Genomic DNA, 16,565 nt, shown 5'->3' on the forward strand with positions numbered 1-16,565 from the left:
GACCGCCGCCGCCGTGCCGCATACTCGCCGTATGGGATCGGGCAGAACAGGGCGGCGGCGGGGACCGGCCGCACGGCGCGCCGATGTGGTGGTCCGCCGCGCCGAGGCGGGCGACGCGGGCCGCCTGACCCGGCTGGTCCGCACCTCACGCGCCTACGAGGGCCCGTACGCGCCGATGGTCGAGGGCTATCGGGTCGGGCCGGACTACATCGCCACGCACCGGGTCTTCGTCGCCGCGGACGGCGACACGGGCCAGATCCTCGGCTTCTACGCGCTGCTCCTCGACCCGCCGGAACTGGACCTGATGTTCGTCGCCGACTCCGCCCAGGGACTCGGCATCGGCCGGCTGCTCGCCGACCATCTGCGCGAGGAGGCCCGGAGCGCCGGGCTGACCGGCGTCCGGATCGTTTCCCATCCGCCCGCCGAGGGCTTCTACCGCGGCATCGGCGCCGAACCCGTCGGCACGGTCCGCGCCGCCCCGCCCGCGGTGATGTGGGACCGCCCCGCGTTCCTGCTGCGTATCGGCTGAGACGCGCCGCGCCGCGTACGACCGGAGCCCGGCCGCAAGGGCGCGCGGCCTGGCTCCGGGACGGGACGGGGTGCTGCGGGCGGTGATCAGCCGCCGTACGGGCGGGTGATCAGCTCCAGCCCATGACCGCTCGGATCGGGGAAGTACACGCCCCGCCCGCCGTCGTTGTGGTTGATCTCGCCGGGAATCTTCTGATGGGGATCGGCATAATAGTCGATCCCCAGCTCCTGGATCTTCGCGAACGCGGTGTCGAACTCCGCCTCCGAGATGAGGAACGCATAGTGCTGCGGGGTGATCGAAGCGGCGGGAATCGTCGCGAAATCCAGCGTGACGCTGTTCGCGAGAACGACCGGAACGAACGGCCCCCACTCTTCTCCGACCGTCAGGCCCAGCAGATCCGCCAGGAATGCGGCGGACTCGCGGTTGTCCCGGCAATGGACGATGGTGTGGTTCAACTCGACTGACACGGTGGAATGCCTCCAACGGGCATCTCACGGGCTACCTCCACGCCTCACCCGGCCGGTGACCGACGCGCGATGCCCTGCGGTGATCCTAGGCGGGCCGCGCCCCACCGGTCCACGGGAATACGCCCGTGACCGCGGGGAACCCGTGAGATCCGGCCATGGGCGCGCCGCCACGCGGTCACCCCGCCCAAGGCCCTCACGGAGGAGAGGAAGGGGAGGTCACGTGACATCCAGCAGAGGCCGTCAGGAGACCCAGGAGGAGCGGGCGGACCGGCAGTGGTCCGAACTCCTCCAGGAACTGCGCGTCGCGCAGACCGGCGTCCAGATCCTCTTCGGCTTCCTGCTCGCGGTCGTCTTCCAGTCGCGATTCGAGGACCTGGGGGACACCGACCGGACCATCTACGTGATCACGGTCATGCTGGGCTCGGCGACCGCGGCGACGCTCATCGGCCCCGTGTCGTACCACCGGCTCCTCACCGGCCGCCGGATGAAGCCGGAGACGGTCATCTGGGCCTCCAGGATGACCGTCCTCGGCCTGGTGCTGCTCTTCTGCACGATGTGCTCGGCGCTGCTGCTGATCCTGCGCGTAGCCCTGCACAACCAGCTGGCGCTGTGGCTGGTCGGCGCGATGGCCCTGTGGTTCCTGGCCTGCTGGTTCGTCTTCCCGGTGTGGGCCCTGGCCCGGGGCAACTCCGTCCGGGGCAAGGATGACGACGAGGGGGACGAGGGCGGGGCCGAGGCGTCCGATCGGGGGAGCGGCGCCTCCTAGCAGCGTGTCAGGCGGGGCTACGCAGATCGGTCACCGCGAACAGCGCGCCGTCCGGGTCCCGCAGCGTGACCTCGGTGCCCCCGAAGCCGGTGCGCTCCTCGACGAGGGCGCCGCCGTGCTGTTCGGCGGCGGAGACCGTCGCCGCGAGGTCCGTCACCGGGAACTGGACCTGCCAGTGCGGGCGCACCGCCGGTTCGGCCGCGCTCTCCACGGCGCCGGAGCTGATCCGGGCCAGCGGATGCCCCGCGCACCGCACGATGACCTCGTCGCCCTCGTACGCCACATCGCAGCATCCCGGACGCCCGCTCGCCCAGTCGAGTACCTCGCCGTAGAAGATCGCCGCGTCGAAGGCGTTGCGGGTCCGCAGCCGCAGCCAGGCGTGCGCGTGGTCGGCCGGGGCCGGCGGCGAGGCGGAGGGTTCGGTGCGCTCCCAGAGGCCGAACGCCGCCCCGTCCCGGTCCGACGCCAGCACCCCGCGCCCCTTGCCGAGCGTCAGCGGCCCCACCGCCACGGTCCCGCTGCGCTCACGGATCCGGGCGGCGGCCACGTTCGCGTCCTCCACCGCGAAGTACGGCGTCCAGGCCACCGAGACCTGGAACGCGGTGGAGACGGCGAAGACACCGGCCACCGGCACCTCGTCGCGGTAGGCCACGGCGTAGTCCGCGCCGAGCCGCCCGGGCCGGAACGACCAGCCCAGGACCTGTGTGTAGAACCGCTCGGCGGTCTCCCGGTGCCGGGTCATGAGGGTGACCCAGCACGGTGCGGCCGGGCCCGTCAGCGGGGCCGCCGATGAGGCCGTACGGGGATCGCTTCCGGTCATGGTCCACTGCCTTCTTCGGGGAGCGGCGTCCTGCCCGGCCGCTGCGGTCCAGCAACCAGCCTCGAACGGCCCGCCCGGTCCCGCAACGCGGGCCGGGGCGCGTCCGGTGTCACAGGCCGGCGCGCGGCGGGGCGTTCGTGATGTCGAGGAAGATCTGGTCGGCCTGCGGCCACCGGTCGGCCATCGCCTCCCTGATGCGCATCGAGACCTCCTCCACCCGCTCGCTGTCGATGCCTGGGGCGAGGTCGATACGGGCGGCCACCAGGACCGAGTCCATGCCCAGCCGCATCGTGAGGAGCTCGGCGACGTTGTCGATCTCGCCCTGGCGCATCAGGAAGCCCACCAGATCGCGTCGCAGCTCGGGATCGACGGCCTCGCCGATCAGCTGGTCGCGGGCGTCCCGGCCGAGCCGGAAGGCCACGTAGACGAGCAGCAGCCCGATGCCCAGCGAGGCCGCCGCCTCCCAGACCACGCTCCCGGTGGCCAGATGCAGCCCCATGCCCGCCATCGCCAGGGTGACGCCGAGGACCGCCGTGCTGTCCTCGGCGATGACGGTGCGCAGCGCCGGGTCCAGCGCCCCGCGCTTCTCGCCGCGCGCCTGGTGCAGGGCCCGGGTCAGGGAGGTGGCCTCGGCGACGAAGGCCACGCCGAGCACGATCAGCCCCGCCGTGTAGCCCTCGGGGGACTCGTGGTCGTCCCGGCGGAGGGCCGAGAGACCTTGGTAGAACGAGAAACAGCCGCCCATCACGAAGATCCCGACAGCGGCCAGCAGCGCCCAGAAGTAGCGCTCCTTGCCGTATCCGAACGGATGACGGGCATCGGCGGGGCGGCGGCTGCGCCGGAGCGCGGCGAGCAGGAAGACCTCGTTGAGGCTGTCGGCGACCGAGTGGGCGGCCTCGGACAACAGGGCGGGGGAGCCTGAGGCCAGCCCGCCCACGGTCTTGGCCGCGGCGATCACGAGGTTGGCGGCGAGCGCCACCAGGACCGTGAGACGGGTACGTCGGTCGGCGGCCGAGCCGGCCATCACAACCTCCTGAGCAGAGGGGGCCGCCCCGATGCCCCCGCGGGACGGGCCGGTCAGCCGTTCGGCCGCTCCTCGTCCGGCGGCAGCGGGCCGTTGCTGTGGTCCTTGAGCTCGTACGGCGACAGGGCGTGGCCGTCCTCGGGGAACTGATCGGAGGAATGCGGGTCGCGCTGTTCGACGTGGGTGCGCTGCTCGGGCTTCTCCGGCTGCTCATGGGGCCGGGGCGGCGGCGGCTCCGCGTCGTGCTTGCGCTTGCTGAGGACGAAGCCGCCGATCAGCAGGGCGACGACGGCCAGGCCCACGATGGGCATGACGACCCCGAGGGCCCCCGTTGTCGCAGCGAGCGGGACCTCGGCGGACACCTCGGCCACATTGACTGCATTCAGAACATCCATGCATTGCGCATACCCCGAGAGGAGGGCATCAGTCAGCTATTCACATCAATTCATGTTTTATGGGTATCTCGCGGGAAACGCGTTTCAAGACGGCGGGCCAGGACAGCCCTCCTGCCCGCCCTCCAGGTGTTCCAGGCCCCTTCCAGGTGCTTCCCGTGTCGCCGTCGGCCGGATGCGGGGTCAGCCTGGAGTGGTCCCGAAGGTCGGCACCCCAGCGGAAGGAACCACGGTGAACAGCACCCCCGAGCAGAGCGGCGAGGATCACCCGGCGGGCCGTGAGGTGGTGGTCTCGCTCAGCCGCTGCGACGCCCAGGACGCGCGGACCGTGTTCGACGTGCTCGCCACCTCCTTCGCCTCGGACCACCCGATGGGCGAGACCCCCGCACCGGTCTCCGGCCCCCGCCCGACCGCCTGGGTCACCACCGTCGACGTGTCCGAACCGAGGGCGGACGCCACCCCCGCCCGCCTCACCGCACCGGTCACGGTGGACGCCCAGGGCGGCTACTGGGCCGTCGACCGGCTACGCGACCACCTCACCGGAGCCTTCGCGGTGAGCGTCGTCGGCACGGCCGCCGGGGACCAGGAGCAGGAGGTCCGGCTGCGGCTGGAGAGCCGCTGACCGGCCCGAACCAGAAGCCGACCGGGGCGACCCGGCCGCACGGCGAAGCGAAAGGCGCGCGCATGGATTCCCTCGCTCTCGGAGCGGACCTCGAACCGGAACCGGTCGTCGACGAACACTCCACCGTGACGCTGTACGTCAACGGCGAGGAGACGACGCTGACCGTCGACCACCGCGCCACCGTGCTGGAGACGCTGCGGGAGGACTTCGGCCTCACCGGAGCCAAGAAGGGCTGCGACCACGGCCAGTGCGGAGCCTGCACGGTCCTCGTCGACGGACGGCGGGTCAACAGCTGCCTGTTGCTCACCGTCGCCCGGAACGGCGCCACGATCACCACCGTGGAAGGGCTCGCCGACGGCGAGAGCCTGCACCCGGTGCAGCAGGCGTTCGTCGAGCGGGACGCCCTCCAGTGCGGCTTCTGCACCCCGGGCCAGATCTGTTCGGCCGTGGGCATGCTCCGCGAGGCCGCCGACGGCCACCCCTCGCACGCCACCGAACCGGATTCCCTCGCCGCCGGACCGGACGGAACCGTCGCCGCGGCCGTCGTACTCGACGCCGACGAGATCCGGGAACGGATGAGCGGCAACCTGTGCCGGTGCGGGGCCTACCCCCGGATCGTCGAAGCCATCGAGGACGTGATCGAGTGAAACCGTTCGGCTATGCGCGCCCCGCCTCCACCGACGAGGCCGTCCGGCTCTGCGCCGCCGGTCCTGGCGCCCGCTTCCTGGGCGGCGGCACCAACCTGGTGGACCTGATGAAACTCGGCGTGGAGACGCCCCGGGTCCTCATCGACGTCTCCGGGCTGCCGCTCGACCGGGTGACCCGGACGGCCGAAGGCGGCCTGAGCATCGGCGCCACCGTGCGCAACAGTGACCTCGCCGCCCACCCCGACGTCACCGAGAACTACCCCGTGCTGTCCCAGGCGCTGCTGGCCGGGGCCTCCGGCCAGCTCCGCAACACCGCCACCACCGGCGGCAACCTGCTCCAGCGCACCCGGTGCCGCTATTTCCAGGACGTCTCCAAGCCCTGCAACAAGCGTCTCCCCGGCTCCGGCTGCCCCGCGCGCGAAGGAACCCACCGCGACCTCGCGATCCTCGGGCACTCGCCGGAGTGCGTGGCCACCAACCCGTCCGACATGGCCGTGGCCCTCGCCGCGCTCGACGCGACCGTGCTGCTGCTCGGCCCCGAGGGCGAACGGGCCGTCCCCCTCACGGAGTTCCACCGCCTGCCGGGGGAGAACCCCGACCAGGACACCGTGATCAGGCCCGGCGAGCTGATCACCGAGGTGCTGCTCCCGCCGCCGGCGCCCGACACGGCCTCCCGCTACCGCAAGGCCCGCGACCGCGCCTCGTTCGCCTTCGCCCTGGTCTCCGTCGCCGCCACCGTCCGGGTGGACGCCGGCCGCGTCGAGCACGCCACGCTCGCGTTCGGCGGCGTCGCCCACCGGCCGTGGCGGGCCCGCAGGGCCGAGGCCGAGCTGCGCGGCGCGCCGGCCACGCCCGCCGTCTTCCAGCACGCCCTGATCGCCGAACTGGCCGAGGCACGGCCGCTGCGCGACAACGCGTTCAAGGTGGACCTCGCCCGCCGCCTCGCCCTCGACGTGCTCGGCGAACTCACCGCCCGGCAGCCCGCCCGGACCGGCTGAACCGCCGGACCGGCCGGAAACCGCCCGGGGCGGCCACCCGCGCCCGCCCGCCCGCACCACCGACCCCCGAGGACCCATCGCCATGACCACCCGAGCCCCGCAGTTCCCCGGTGCGCCCGTCGTCCGCAGAGAGGCCCGGGACAAGGTCACCGGCACCGCCCGCTACGCGGCCGACCGCACGCCGTCGGGCTGTCTGTACGCCTGGACCGTCCCGGCCACCGTCGCGGCCGGTCGCGTCACCGCCGTACGGGCCGTCGACGCCCTCGCCGTACCCGGCGTCCACGCCGTCCTCACCCACGACAACGCGCCCGGGCTCCAGGAGCCCGACGACCCGATCCTCGCCGTGCTCCAGGACGACCGGGTCCCGCACCACGGCTGGCCGATCGCCCTCGTGATCGCCGACAGCCTCGAAGCGGCCCGCACCGGCGCCGGGGAACTCCATGTCGAGTACGAACGCGACCCGTTCGACGTCACCCTCACCGAGGACCACCCCGGCCTCTACACGCCCGAGGAGGCCAACGGCGGCTTCCCCGCCGTCCGGGTCCGCGGCGACGTGGAACGGGCCCTGGCCGGAGCGCGCGTCCAGGTCGACGCCACGTACCGGATGGGCGCCCTGCACAACCACCCCATGGAGCCGCACGCCGCCACCGTCGTCTGGACCGACGGACACCTCACCGTCCACGACTCCAGCCAGGGGTCGAACAAGGTGCGCGACAGCCTCGCCCAGGCGTTCGGCCTGGCCCCGGACCGGATCACCGTGGTCTCCGAGCACGTCGGCGGCGGCTTCGGCTCGAAGGGCACCACCCGCCCCCAGGCGGTCCTGGCCGCGATGGCCGCCCGGCACACCGGGCGGCCGGTGAAGCTGGTGTTCCCCCGCGCCCAGCTGGCGGAGGTCGTCGGCCACCGGGCCCCCACGATCCAGCGGGTCCGGCTCGGCGCGGGCCTGGACGGGGTGCTCACCGCGGTCAGCCACGAGGTCGTCACCCAGACCTCCACCGTGAAGGAGTTCGTCGAGCAGGCCGCCGTGCCCGCCCGCACCATGTACGCCTCGCCGTACAGCCGGACCGCGCACCGGGTGACCGCCCTCGACGTACCCAGCCCCTCCTGGATGCGCGCCCCGGGGGAGGCCTCGGGGATGTACGCCCTGGAGTCCGCCATGGACGAGCTCGCCTCCGCGCTCGGCCTGGACCCCGTGGAGCTGCGGCTGCGCAACGAACCGGAGACCGAACCGGACAGCGGCCGCCCCTTCAGCAGCCGCGGCCTCGCCGCCTGCCTGCGCGACGGCGCCGCGAGGTTCGGCTGGCACGACCGCGACCCCCGGCCCGCCGCCCGCCAGGAGAGCCGCTGGCTCATCGGTACGGGCGTGGCCTCCGCGACGTACCCCGTGCTCGTCTCCCGGTCCACCGCGAGCGCCCACGCCGCGCAGGACGGCGCGCTGAGCATCGAGGTCAACGCCACCGACATCGGCACCGGGGCCCGCACCGTGCTGGCCCAGATCGCCGCGGACGCGCTCGGCGTCGACCCCGGGGCCGTACACGTCGACATCGGCAGCACCGACCTGCCCACCGCCCCGCTGGCCGGCGGCTCCTCCGGCACCGCCTCCTGGGGCTGGGCCGTGCACAAGGCCGCCGCCGACCTGGCCGGCCGCCTCGCCGAGCACTCCGGACCGCTGCCGCCCGACGGGATCACCACCACCGCCGACACCGAGCAGGAGACCGGCGAGGAGTCCCCGTACGCCCGGCACGCCTTCGGGGCCCACTTCGCCGAGACGGCCGTCGACGCCGTCACCGGCGAGGTGCGCGTACGCCGGCTGCTCGGCGTGTACGCCGCCGGGCGGATCCTCAACGCCCGCACCGCACGCTCCCAGTTCACCGGCGGCATGGTGATGGGCATCGGCATGGCGCTCACCGAGGGCTGCGGCCTCGACCCGGACTTCGGCGACTTCACCGCCAAGGACCTCGCCGCCTACCACGTGCCCGTCTGCGCCGACACGGCCGACATCCAGGCGCACTGGATCGAGGAGGACGACCGCCACCTCAACCCGATGGGCAGCAAGGGCATCGGCGAGATCGGGATCGTCGGCACCGCGGCCGCCATCGGGAACGCCGTCCGCCACGCCACCGGCGCCCGGCTGCGCGAACTGCCCCTCACCCCGGACACCTTGCTGCCCTACCTGCTGTGATCGTCCCGCGCCCGGACACCGCCTCCCACCAGGACGGACGGCCCAGCTGTTGCGCGTCCGGCGTACGCGGCGCACCCTAATGAGTGACCCAGAAGTGATCAGTGCTCACGCTTCGTGTTCGGGGGTCGTTCGTACGACGGGGTGAAAGTACGACGGGGTGAAGCATGTGGGCCTCGTGGTGAGGAGCCTCGACGATGACCGTTCCACTCGACCGGCACTATTCGGTCGAACTGCAGGTGTCGGCAGAGCGCGTTTCCCAGTTGCGGCGGATCGTCGCCGCACACCTTCGTCACTGGAGTCTCGACCTGCACGTCCGGCCCGTGTGCCGGGCCCTGGACGAGCTCCTGACCAACGTCCACCGGCATGTCGGCGACGGCAACAGCTGCGTCCTCGAACTCCGCTGGACCGGACGGCACGTGACCGTGTCCGTCGCGGACAACAGTGCCCGGATGCCCCGGCTCCTGCCGGCCGGCGGCGGGCTGAGCCGGGTCATGGCCCTGAGCGACAGCTGGGGCACCTGCCGGACCACGGACGGCAAAGTGGTCTGGTTCACCCGCTACGCCGAGGCGCCGAAGACCGCGGGCCTGCTCCCGTACGCCCCGCTGCCCGGCGTCCGCACCGCCCGCGCCATCCCGCTGGCGGCGCTCGTGTAACCGCCCGCGAAGGGCGGACCGCACACCGGCCGACGCGGAACGTGCCCCCTCGGCACGCATGATCCGCGTCGGCCGGGTATGTGCGGGGGAGGGGAGGGCCGCGTTGCGCGGACCGGTGCGGCGCGGCACGGTCGGAGTACCGATGCAAGGAGGCCACTGCCATGCCCATCGCGACGGTCAACCCCGCGAACGGCGAACTGATCAGGTCCTTCGACGCCCTGGGCGAGGAGGAGACGGAACGCAGGATCGCCGCCGCCGCGGAGACCTTCCACCAGTACCGCACCACGCCCTTCGAACAGCGCGCGACCTGGCTGAACCGTGCCGCCGACCTCCTCGACGAGGACCGCGACACCATCGCCCGCACGATGACCGTCGAGATGGGCAAGCCCGTCACGGCGGCCCGCGCCGAGGCCGCCAAGTGCGCGAAGGCGATGCGCTGGTACGCCGCCCACGCCGAGGGACTGCTCGCCGACGAACACCCGGACCCCGCCGATGTGAAGGACTCCGGCGCCTCCCGCGCGCTGGTCCGCTACCGTCCGCTCGGCGTGGTCCTCGCCGTGATGCCGTGGAACTTCCCGCTCTGGCAGGTGGTGCGCTTCGCCGCCCCCGCGCTGATGGCGGGCAACGTCGGACTCCTCAAGCACGCGTCGAACGTCCCGCAGACCGCCCTCTACCTGGAGGACCTCTTCCACCGGGCCGGATTCCCGGCGGGCTGCTTCCGTACGCTGCTGATCGGCTCCGGCGCGGTCGAGGCGGTCCTGCGTGATCCGCGCGTCGTCGCGGCCACCCTCACCGGCAGCGAACCGGCCGGGCGCGCCGTCGCCGCCACCGCCGGCGACGAGGTCAAGAAGACCGTGCTGGAACTCGGCGGCAGCGACCCCTATCTCGTGCTGCCCTCGGCGGAGGTGGAGAAGGCCGCCGCCACCGCCGTCACCGCCCGCGTCCAGAACAACGGCCAGTCCTGCATCGCCGCCAAGCGCTTCATCGTGCACGCGGACGTCTACGACACGTTCGCCGAGCACTTCACCGCGGGCATGCGCGCCCTGACCGTCGGCGACCCGCTGGAGGACGCCACCGACATCGGCCCCCTCTCCACCGAACAGGGCCGCACCGACCTGGAGGAGCTCGTCGACGACGCCGTCGGACGCGGGGCCGAGACGCTGTGCGGCGGACGCCGCCCCGACAAGCTCGGCGGCGGCCTGGAGAACGGCTGGTTCTACGAGCCCACCGTGCTCACCGGCATCACCACCGCCATGCGCATCCACCGCGAGGAGACCTTCGGGCCGGTCGCCACCCTCTACCGGGTCGCCGACCTCGACGAGGCGATCCACCTCGCCAACGACACGCCTTTCGGCCTCAGCTCCAACGTCTGGACCCGCGACCCGGGCGAGCAGGAGCGCTGCGCCCGCGACCTGGAGGCCGGCGGGGTCTTCTTCAACGGGATGACCGCCTCGCACCCCGCACTGCCCTTCGGCGGGATCAAGCGCTCCGGTTACGGCCGGGAGCTCGCCGGCCACGGCATCCGCGAGTTCTGCAACGCCACCACGCTCTGGTACGGACCCGAGGCGTCCTGACGACGACCCCGCCCGTGCGCCGTCACCCGACGAGGAGACCTGCCCCGTGAGCGACACCCGTACCGCGTCCGCACATTCCGAGACTTCCGAGGCTTCCGATCCTTGCGGGCTTTCCGACGAGGAACTCGCCGCGCTCGACGCGCACTGGCGCGCGGCCAACTACCTCGCCGTCGGCCAGATCTATCTGATGGCCAACCCCCTGCTGACCCGGCCGCTCGTCCCCGAGGACATCAAGCCCCGGCTGCTCGGCCACTGGGGCACCTCGCCGGGGCTCAACCTCGTCCACACCCACCTCAACCGCGTGATCAAGGCCCGTGATCTGAGCGCCCTGTGCGTCTGGGGCCCCGGCCACGGCGGACCCGCCGTCCTCGCCAACTCCTGGCTGGAGGGCAGCTACTCCGACACCTATCCGGACGTCGGGCGGGACGCCGAAGGCATGGGCGCGCTGTTCAAGCAGTTCTCGTTTCCCGGCGGTGTCCCCAGCCATGTCGCCCCCGAGACCCCCGGCTCCATCCACGAGGGCGGCGAACTCGGCTACGCCCTCAGCCACGCCTACGGCGCCGCCTTCGACCACCCGGACCTGCTGGTGGCCTGCGTGATCGGCGACGGCGAGGCCGAGACGGGACCGCTCGCCGCCTCCTGGCACGCCGATAAATTCCTCGACCCGGTCCACGACGGGGCCGTCCTGCCCGTCCTCCACCTCAACGGCTACAAGATCGCCAACCCGACGGTCCTCGCCCGGATCCCCGAGGAGGAACTGGACCAGCTGCTGCGCGGCTACGGCCACGACCCGCTGTTCGTCGGCGGCGACGACCCGGCCGCCGTCCACCGGGCGCTCGCCGCCGCCCTGGACACCGCCCTGGACCGCATCGGCGCGTACCAGCGGGCGGCCCGCCAGGACGGCGCGACCGAACGCCCCCGCTGGCCCATGATCGTGCTGCGCACCCCCAAGGGCTGGACCGGCCCTGAAGAGGTCGACGGACTGCCCGTCGAGAACACCTGGCGCTCCCACCAGGTCCCGCTCTCCGGTGTCCGCGACCACCCGGAGCACCTGCGGCAGCTGGAGGCCTGGCTGCGCTCCTACCGCCCCGACGAACTCTTCGACGCCGAGGGCCGGCCCACCGACCAGGTCCTCGCCTGTGTGCCCGAGGGCGACGCCCGGCTCGGCTCCACCCCGTACGCCAACGGCGGGCTCCTCCTGCGCGACCTCCCGCTGCCCGACCCGGCGGACCACGCCGTACGGGTCGACAAGCCCGGCGCCACGCTCCACGAGCCCACCAAGGTGCTCGGCGGCCTCCTGGAGAGCGTCATGGCCGCCACCGCGGACCGCAGGGACTTCCGGGTGGTCGGCCCCGACGAGACCGCCTCCAACCGGCTGGACGCCCTCTACCGGGCCACCGGCAAGGCCTGGCAGGCCGAGACTCTGCCCACCGACGGACACCTCGCCCGCGACGGCCGGGTGATGGAGGTGCTCTCCGAACACCTCTGTCAGGGCTGGCTGGAGGGCTATCTGCTCACCGGACGGCACGGGCTCTTCTCCAGTTACGAGGCGTTCGCCCACATCGTCGACTCCATGGTCAACCAGCACATCAAATGGCTGCGCACCTCGCGCCGGCTGCCCTGGCGGCGGCCCATCGCCTCGCTCAACTACCTGCTCACCTCGCACGTCTGGCGCCAGGACCACAACGGCTTCTCGCACCAGGACCCGGGCTTCGTCGACCACATCCTCAACAAGAGCCCGGAGGTCGTCCGGGTCTATCTCCCGCCGGACACCAACACCCTGCTCTCGGTGGCCGACCACGCGCTGCGCAGCCGGGACTACGTCAACGTCATTGTCGCCGGGAAGCAGCCGACCTTCGACTGGCTCACCCCCGAGGAGGCCCGCGCCCACTGCGCGCGCGGGGCCGGCGCCTGGGCCTGGGCCGGTACCGAGGACGGCGGCCGGGAACCGGACGTGGTCCTCGCCTGCGCCGGGGACGTGCCCACCCAGGAGACGCTGGCCGCCGCCGACCTGATCCGCCGCCATCTGCCCGAGCTGGCCGTCCGGGTGGTCAACGTCGTCGACATCGCCCGCATGATGCCCGACGCGGAGCACCCGCACGGTATGCCGGACTCCGAGTACGACGCCCTGTTCACCCGCGACAGGCCGGTGATCTTCGCGTACCACGGCTATCCGTGGCTGATCCACCGGCTCGCCTACCGCCGGACCGGCCACGCCCACCTCCATGTGCGCGGCTACAAGGAGGAGGGCACCACGACCACGCCGTTCGACATGGTCGTCCGCAACGACCTCGACCGCTACCGGCTGGTCATGGACGTCATCGACCGGGTGCCGGGGCTCGGCGTTCGCGCCGTCGCCGTACGCCAGGAGATGGCGGACATCCGTACCCGTCACCACGCCTGGATCCGCGAGCACGGCACGGACCTGCCGGAAGTCGTGGGCTGGAAGTGGGGCGGCTGACAGCGGCCTTCACCGGCCGCCGCCCCTCCGGACCGGCCGATGAGCGATCATGGACGGCGACCCGATACCCACCGGAGAGGCCGCCATGAAGCTGCGCTGTGCTGTGATCGACGACTTCCAGTCCGTGGCCACCACCGTCGTCGACTGGTCGCCCGTCACCGCCGATGTCGAGGTCGTGTCGTTCGCCGAGCACCTCGCCACCGAGGACGAAGCGGCCGCCGCCCTGGCCGGCTTCGACATCGTGGTCACCCTGCGCGAGCGGGTGCCGTTCCCGGCGGAGCTGTTCGCCCGGCTGCCCCGGCTGCGGCTGCTGATCGCCTCCGGCATGCGCAACTCCGTCATCGACTTCGACGCCGCCGAGCGCCACGGCGTCGTCGTCTGCGGCACCGCCAGCTCCTCCACCCCGCCCGTCGAGCTCACCTGGGCTCTGCTCCTGGGCCTGGCACGCGGCATCGTCCCCGAGGCGGAGGCCCTGCGCACGGGCGGGCCCTGGCAGTCCACCCTCGGGGCCGATCTGCACGGCCGACGACTCGGTCTGCTGGGGCTCGGGAAGATCGGCGCCCGGGTGGCGCGGGTGGGCCTGGCCTTCGGCATGGACGTGGTGGCCTGGAGCCAGAACCTCACGAAGGAACGTACCGACGAGGTCGGCGCGATCCTGGCCGGCTCCAAGGAAGAACTGCTGGCCGACAGCGACTTCGTCTCCGTCCACCTGGCGCTCGGCGACCGGACCCGGGGCCTGATCGGCGCGGCCGAACTCGCCCGGATGCGCTCGACCGCGTATCTGATCAACACCTCCAGGGCGGCCATCGTCGACACGGACGCCCTGCTCGCCGCGCTGCACGCAGGCTCCATCGCCGGGGCCGCCACCGATGTCTTCGACATCGAGCCGCTCCCGGCCGGCCATCCGGTGCGCACGGCCCCGCGCCTGCTGGCCACACCGCACCTGGGCTATGTGTCGCGCGCCAACTACGAGACCTACTACGGCCAGGCCGTGGAGAACATCAGGGCGTTCCTCGACGGGCAGCCCCTCCGCCGCCTGGGCTGACGGCGGAGGGCTCCCACGGGCGGTCCCGGTCAGTAGCGCAGCGCCGCCGCGATCCGGCCGTGGTCCGCCAGCGAACCGTCCTCGACGAACACCACGTCGGCGCCGCTGTCCAGCGCCGCTTCGACCAGCTCGTCGACGATGTCCTCGCGGATCGTGCCGTCAGCGGTCTGGGTACTACTCCCCTCGGGCACCGGCTCCAGGTGCTCGTCGGTCACCTGCACGGCCGCCTGGAAGTGTTCCTCCACCGCGACCAGACCCGCCCGGCCCTCCCGGACGGCGGCCCACACCTCGTCGAGACCTCCGGCGAAGGAGTGCGCGCCCCGGGCGTGGTCGAGCCGGGTCTCCACCTCCGCGGCCGCCAGGCGTACGCCCTCGTCGAGGGCGGGCCGCAGCTCCCTCAGAACCTCGGCGGGCGGCAGATCGGCCGGCGCGCCCTTGGTGACCCGGCCGAGGGCGGACCCGGAGCCCGCGCCGACCTCGTCCAGCAGAGCGAGCGCGGGGGCCAGGCCCATCAGGTAGAGCGGGCGCGGATCCGCCGCGACGACCGCGCGCAGTTTCTCGTCGACGTCACGGAAGAAGTTCCGGGTCTCCTCGTCGGTGAAGGTGCTCGGGGTGTCGCCGATCCGCTCCTCGCGCTGCGGGTTCGGCGGTTCCTTCGGCGCGGTCAGCGGGAAGCCGCCCGTCTCCTCGGGCCGGATGCCGTCGGCCGTGCCGATCCACAGCGTGGCGTGGTCGGCGGCGATGGTCAGCGCCCGGAATGGCCGGGTCTGGGCCTTGGCCGCGACGAGGTTGCGGGTGAGGTAGGTGTCGCTGAGCACCACCCGTTCGGGTGCGGTGCGCGGAAGCTGCCAGATCCAGTACTCGTCGGTGGTGGCCAGGAGCACCAGGGAGTCCAGCGCCCCGCGCGGGTCCACCTCGCCCGCCGCCCGCTCCAGCTGGGCCCGGAGAGCGGCCGCGACCTCGCGGCTGACCTGCGGGTCGGCGTCGAGGCGGTGTCCGGCCTCGGCCACCAGGTTCCGCAGCCGGACCGGGTCCTGGGCGTTGTCCGGGGCCTTGCGATGGGTCGGCATGGTCAGGGACAGGGCCGGATAGGGCCGGGTCGCCCGCAGCTCCCGCAACAGGTCGGCGGTCAGGGCGTCCGTATCCATCGTTCCCTCCCGGGGCTCGCATCCGCTCCCGTGTGAAACGGATGCTTCGACGAGTCAATTCATACCTTTTGATCCTAATATGAGCGAGTTGTTGCTCCTGGAGTGCGGGAGGTTGCGCGATGTCCACCCTCACGGTGTGGAAGTTCCGGACGGCCGAAGGCGCCGAGAGCGTCGAGGAGGCGCTGAAAGCCCTTCAGAAGGAAGGGCTGATCAAGATCCTCGACGCGGCGGTGGTCAGCTGGCCCGCCGACCGGGCCAAGCCGCGCACGAAACAGCTGCTCAACCTCGTCGGCGCCGGGGCCCTCAGCGGAACCTTCTGGGGCATGCTCTTCGGCCTGATCTTCCTCATGCCGCTGCTGGGCGCCGCCATCGGGGCGGCCGCCGGAGCGCTCGGCGGGAAGCTCGCGGACGTCGGCATCGACGACGACTTCATCGCCGAGGTCAAGGAGAAGGTGACGCCCGGAACCTCGGCGCTGTTCCTGCTGACCGTGAACGAGGTGCCCGAGCGGATCGGCGCGCGGCTGCCCGGCGACGGCGCCGAACTCCTCCACAGCAACCTTGACACCGAGCGCGAGGCGAAGCTCCGCGACATCTTCGGAGACGAGACGGCGTGACCCGCGCACACCCCCTTTCCTCACCCGGATCCCCCCTCTTGGATTGGACGGACCGTCCGTGAAAGCGAACCTCCCTGTGCGCCGGGCGCGCGGCCGCCGCGCCGCCCGCACCCTGGCCCCCCTCGCGGCGGCAGCCCTGCTGTTCACCGCCACGGCGGCCTGCGACTCCGACACCAGCAGCGAAGGCACCGACCGGGGCGTCCACACCCTCACGCCCGAGCCGGAGGAATCGCCCGCCGAGTCGCCGAGCCCGCGCACCCAGGAGAGCTTCGCGGCCTCGGTGTCCGCCGAGTCCGAACGCGTACGGCAGGAGGCGGCCGAGCGGCTGGAGGAGGTCGAGGGCCGGGGCAACGCGGTCGACGACGTCTCGGTCAACGGACTGCCGGTCACCGCGTCCGAGGAGGTCCGCAGCGCGCTCGTCCGGGTCACCAACCCCACCGACAAGGCCGCGTTCTACGCCGTGAAGGTGGAGTTCGTCGACGCCGAGGACAAGGTCCTGGACACCGTCGTCGTCGGAGTCGAGGACGCGCCGCCGGACCGCACGGTCAGCGTCCAGGCCAACAGCCGCAAGGCCGCCGGGGTGAAGACCTTCCCCCGGGTCGCCCAGGCCGAGCGCGGCTGAG

The 16,565-nt window shown here is 72.6% G+C and carries 17 protein-coding genes; 12 read left to right on the top strand and 5 right to left on the bottom strand.

The features are described from left to right. Positions 1–31 precede the first annotated feature (31 nt). Positions 32–529 (top strand): GNAT family N-acetyltransferase, encoded by a 498-nt coding sequence (locus G3I54_RS20565; protein WP_164616336.1) that lies wholly within the window; start codon positions 32–34, stop codon positions 527–529. An 86-nt stretch (positions 530–615) separates the two neighbouring features. Here G3I54_RS20565 and G3I54_RS20570 read toward each other — a convergent pair whose 3' ends face one another. Next, on the bottom strand, positions 616–996 hold the full coding sequence (locus G3I54_RS20570) for a VOC family protein (protein WP_164616337.1): 381 nt from the start codon (positions 994–996) through the stop codon (positions 616–618). Between the two features lie 220 nt (positions 997–1,216). Between G3I54_RS20570 and G3I54_RS20575 the strand changes: the two genes are divergently transcribed. Continuing rightward, positions 1,217–1,762: a DUF6328 family protein gene (locus tag G3I54_RS20575; protein WP_164616338.1), complete on the top strand. Its 546-nt coding sequence runs from the start codon at positions 1,217–1,219 to the stop codon at positions 1,760–1,762. Between the two features lie 7 nt (positions 1,763–1,769). Here G3I54_RS20575 and G3I54_RS20580 read toward each other — a convergent pair whose 3' ends face one another. From G3I54_RS20580 to G3I54_RS20590, 3 genes are all read right to left on the bottom strand, one after another. Then, positions 1,770–2,582 carry a VOC family protein gene (locus G3I54_RS20580; protein WP_164616339.1) on the bottom strand — a complete coding sequence of 271 codons (813 nt, stop codon included), beginning with the start codon at positions 2,580–2,582 and terminating at the stop codon, positions 1,770–1,772. Positions 2,583–2,691: 109 nt separating this feature from the next. Beyond that, positions 2,692–3,606 carry a cation diffusion facilitator family transporter gene (locus G3I54_RS20585; protein WP_164616340.1) on the bottom strand — a complete coding sequence of 305 codons (915 nt, stop codon included), beginning with the start codon at positions 3,604–3,606 and terminating at the stop codon, positions 2,692–2,694. Positions 3,607–3,659: 53 nt separating this feature from the next. Further along, positions 3,660–4,001 (bottom strand): DUF6479 family protein, encoded by a 342-nt coding sequence (locus tag G3I54_RS20590; protein ID WP_164616341.1) that lies wholly within the window; start codon positions 3,999–4,001, stop codon positions 3,660–3,662. A gap of 229 nt (positions 4,002–4,230) precedes the next feature. Between G3I54_RS20590 and G3I54_RS20595 the strand changes: the two genes are divergently transcribed. The 8 genes from G3I54_RS20595 to G3I54_RS20630 all read left to right on the top strand — a co-directional run bounded on the left by G3I54_RS20595 (position 4,231) and on the right by G3I54_RS20630 (position 14,180). Beyond that, positions 4,231–4,620 (top strand): hypothetical protein, encoded by a 390-nt coding sequence (locus G3I54_RS20595; RefSeq protein WP_164616342.1) that lies wholly within the window; start codon positions 4,231–4,233, stop codon positions 4,618–4,620. 62 nt (positions 4,621–4,682) lie between these two features. Continuing rightward, positions 4,683–5,267 carry a 2Fe-2S iron-sulfur cluster-binding protein gene (locus G3I54_RS20600; protein WP_164616343.1) on the top strand — a complete coding sequence of 195 codons (585 nt, stop codon included), beginning with the start codon at positions 4,683–4,685 and terminating at the stop codon, positions 5,265–5,267. Further along, on the top strand, positions 5,264–6,265 hold the full coding sequence (locus G3I54_RS20605) for a xanthine dehydrogenase family protein subunit M (protein ID WP_164616344.1): 1,002 nt from the start codon (positions 5,264–5,266) through the stop codon (positions 6,263–6,265). The genes G3I54_RS20600 and G3I54_RS20605 overlap by 4 nt, the downstream gene beginning before the upstream one ends. Before the next feature lie 82 nt (positions 6,266–6,347). After that, the gene (locus tag G3I54_RS20610; RefSeq protein WP_164616345.1) at positions 6,348–8,447 is read left to right on the top strand and encodes a xanthine dehydrogenase family protein molybdopterin-binding subunit; all 2,100 of its coding nucleotides are present in this window, start codon (positions 6,348–6,350) and stop codon (positions 8,445–8,447) included. Between the two features lie 194 nt (positions 8,448–8,641). Then, a complete protein-coding gene (locus G3I54_RS20615) occupies positions 8,642–9,100 on the top strand; it encodes an ATP-binding protein (RefSeq protein ID WP_164616346.1) in 459 nt (152 codons plus the stop codon). A 161-nt stretch (positions 9,101–9,261) separates the two neighbouring features. Beyond that, positions 9,262–10,674, top strand: coding sequence for an NADP-dependent succinic semialdehyde dehydrogenase (locus tag G3I54_RS20620; RefSeq protein ID WP_164616347.1), 1,413 nt, complete (start codon positions 9,262–9,264; stop codon positions 10,672–10,674). 46 nt (positions 10,675–10,720) lie between these two features. Continuing rightward, positions 10,721–13,135 carry a phosphoketolase family protein gene (locus G3I54_RS20625; protein WP_164616348.1) on the top strand — a complete coding sequence of 805 codons (2,415 nt, stop codon included), beginning with the start codon at positions 10,721–10,723 and terminating at the stop codon, positions 13,133–13,135. Between the two features lie 85 nt (positions 13,136–13,220). After that, positions 13,221–14,180 (top strand): D-2-hydroxyacid dehydrogenase family protein, encoded by a 960-nt coding sequence (locus G3I54_RS20630; protein WP_164616575.1) that lies wholly within the window; start codon positions 13,221–13,223, stop codon positions 14,178–14,180. Positions 14,181–14,209: 29 nt separating this feature from the next. Here the strand turns inward: G3I54_RS20630 and G3I54_RS20635 are convergent, their stop codons facing one another. Next, positions 14,210–15,328 carry a chemotaxis protein gene (locus G3I54_RS20635; protein ID WP_164616349.1) on the bottom strand — a complete coding sequence of 373 codons (1,119 nt, stop codon included), beginning with the start codon at positions 15,326–15,328 and terminating at the stop codon, positions 14,210–14,212. A gap of 119 nt (positions 15,329–15,447) precedes the next feature. On the opposite strand from G3I54_RS20635, the gene G3I54_RS20640 reads away from it, so the two are divergent. Further along, positions 15,448–15,942, top strand: a complete 495-nt coding sequence (locus G3I54_RS20640; protein WP_164616350.1) for a DUF1269 domain-containing protein — start codon at positions 15,448–15,450, stop codon at positions 15,940–15,942. A 58-nt stretch (positions 15,943–16,000) separates the two neighbouring features. Then, a complete protein-coding gene (locus G3I54_RS20645) occupies positions 16,001–16,564 on the top strand; it encodes a hypothetical protein (protein WP_164616351.1) in 564 nt (187 codons plus the stop codon). Position 16,565 lies beyond the last annotated feature (1 nt).

Source organism: Streptomyces sp. SID14515 (assembly GCF_010548505.1).
Classification (GTDB): domain Bacteria; phylum Actinomycetota; class Actinomycetes; order Streptomycetales; family Streptomycetaceae; genus Streptomyces; species Streptomyces caviscabies.

What these genes read in the sequence shown, in the direction of transcription:
- G3I54_RS20600 (WP_164616343.1), top strand. Translation starts at nt 4,683, where the DNA reads ATGGATTCCCTCGCTCTCGGAGCGGACCTCGAACCGGAACCGGTCGTC.
- G3I54_RS20620 (WP_164616347.1), top strand. Translation starts at nt 9,262, where the DNA reads ATGCCCATCGCGACGGTCAACCCCGCGAACGGCGAACTGATCAGGTCC.
- G3I54_RS20610 (WP_164616345.1), top strand. Translation starts at nt 6,348, where the DNA reads ATGACCACCCGAGCCCCGCAGTTCCCCGGTGCGCCCGTCGTCCGCAGA.
- G3I54_RS20580 (WP_164616339.1), bottom strand. Translation starts at nt 2,582, where the DNA reads ATGACCGGAAGCGATCCCCGTACGGCCTCATCGGCGGCCCCGCTGACG.
- G3I54_RS20590 (WP_164616341.1), bottom strand. Translation starts at nt 4,001, where the DNA reads ATGGATGTTCTGAATGCAGTCAATGTGGCCGAGGTGTCCGCCGAGGTC.
- G3I54_RS20635 (WP_164616349.1), bottom strand. Translation starts at nt 15,328, where the DNA reads ATGGATACGGACGCCCTGACCGCCGACCTGTTGCGGGAGCTGCGGGCG.
- G3I54_RS20585 (WP_164616340.1), bottom strand. Translation starts at nt 3,606, where the DNA reads ATGGCCGGCTCGGCCGCCGACCGACGTACCCGTCTCACGGTCCTGGTG.
- G3I54_RS20615 (WP_164616346.1), top strand. Translation starts at nt 8,642, where the DNA reads ATGACCGTTCCACTCGACCGGCACTATTCGGTCGAACTGCAGGTGTCG.
- G3I54_RS20630 (WP_164616575.1), top strand. Translation starts at nt 13,221, where the DNA reads ATGAAGCTGCGCTGTGCTGTGATCGACGACTTCCAGTCCGTGGCCACC.
- G3I54_RS20565 (WP_164616336.1), top strand. Translation starts at nt 32, where the DNA reads ATGGGATCGGGCAGAACAGGGCGGCGGCGGGGACCGGCCGCACGGCGC.
- G3I54_RS20640 (WP_164616350.1), top strand. Translation starts at nt 15,448, where the DNA reads ATGTCCACCCTCACGGTGTGGAAGTTCCGGACGGCCGAAGGCGCCGAG.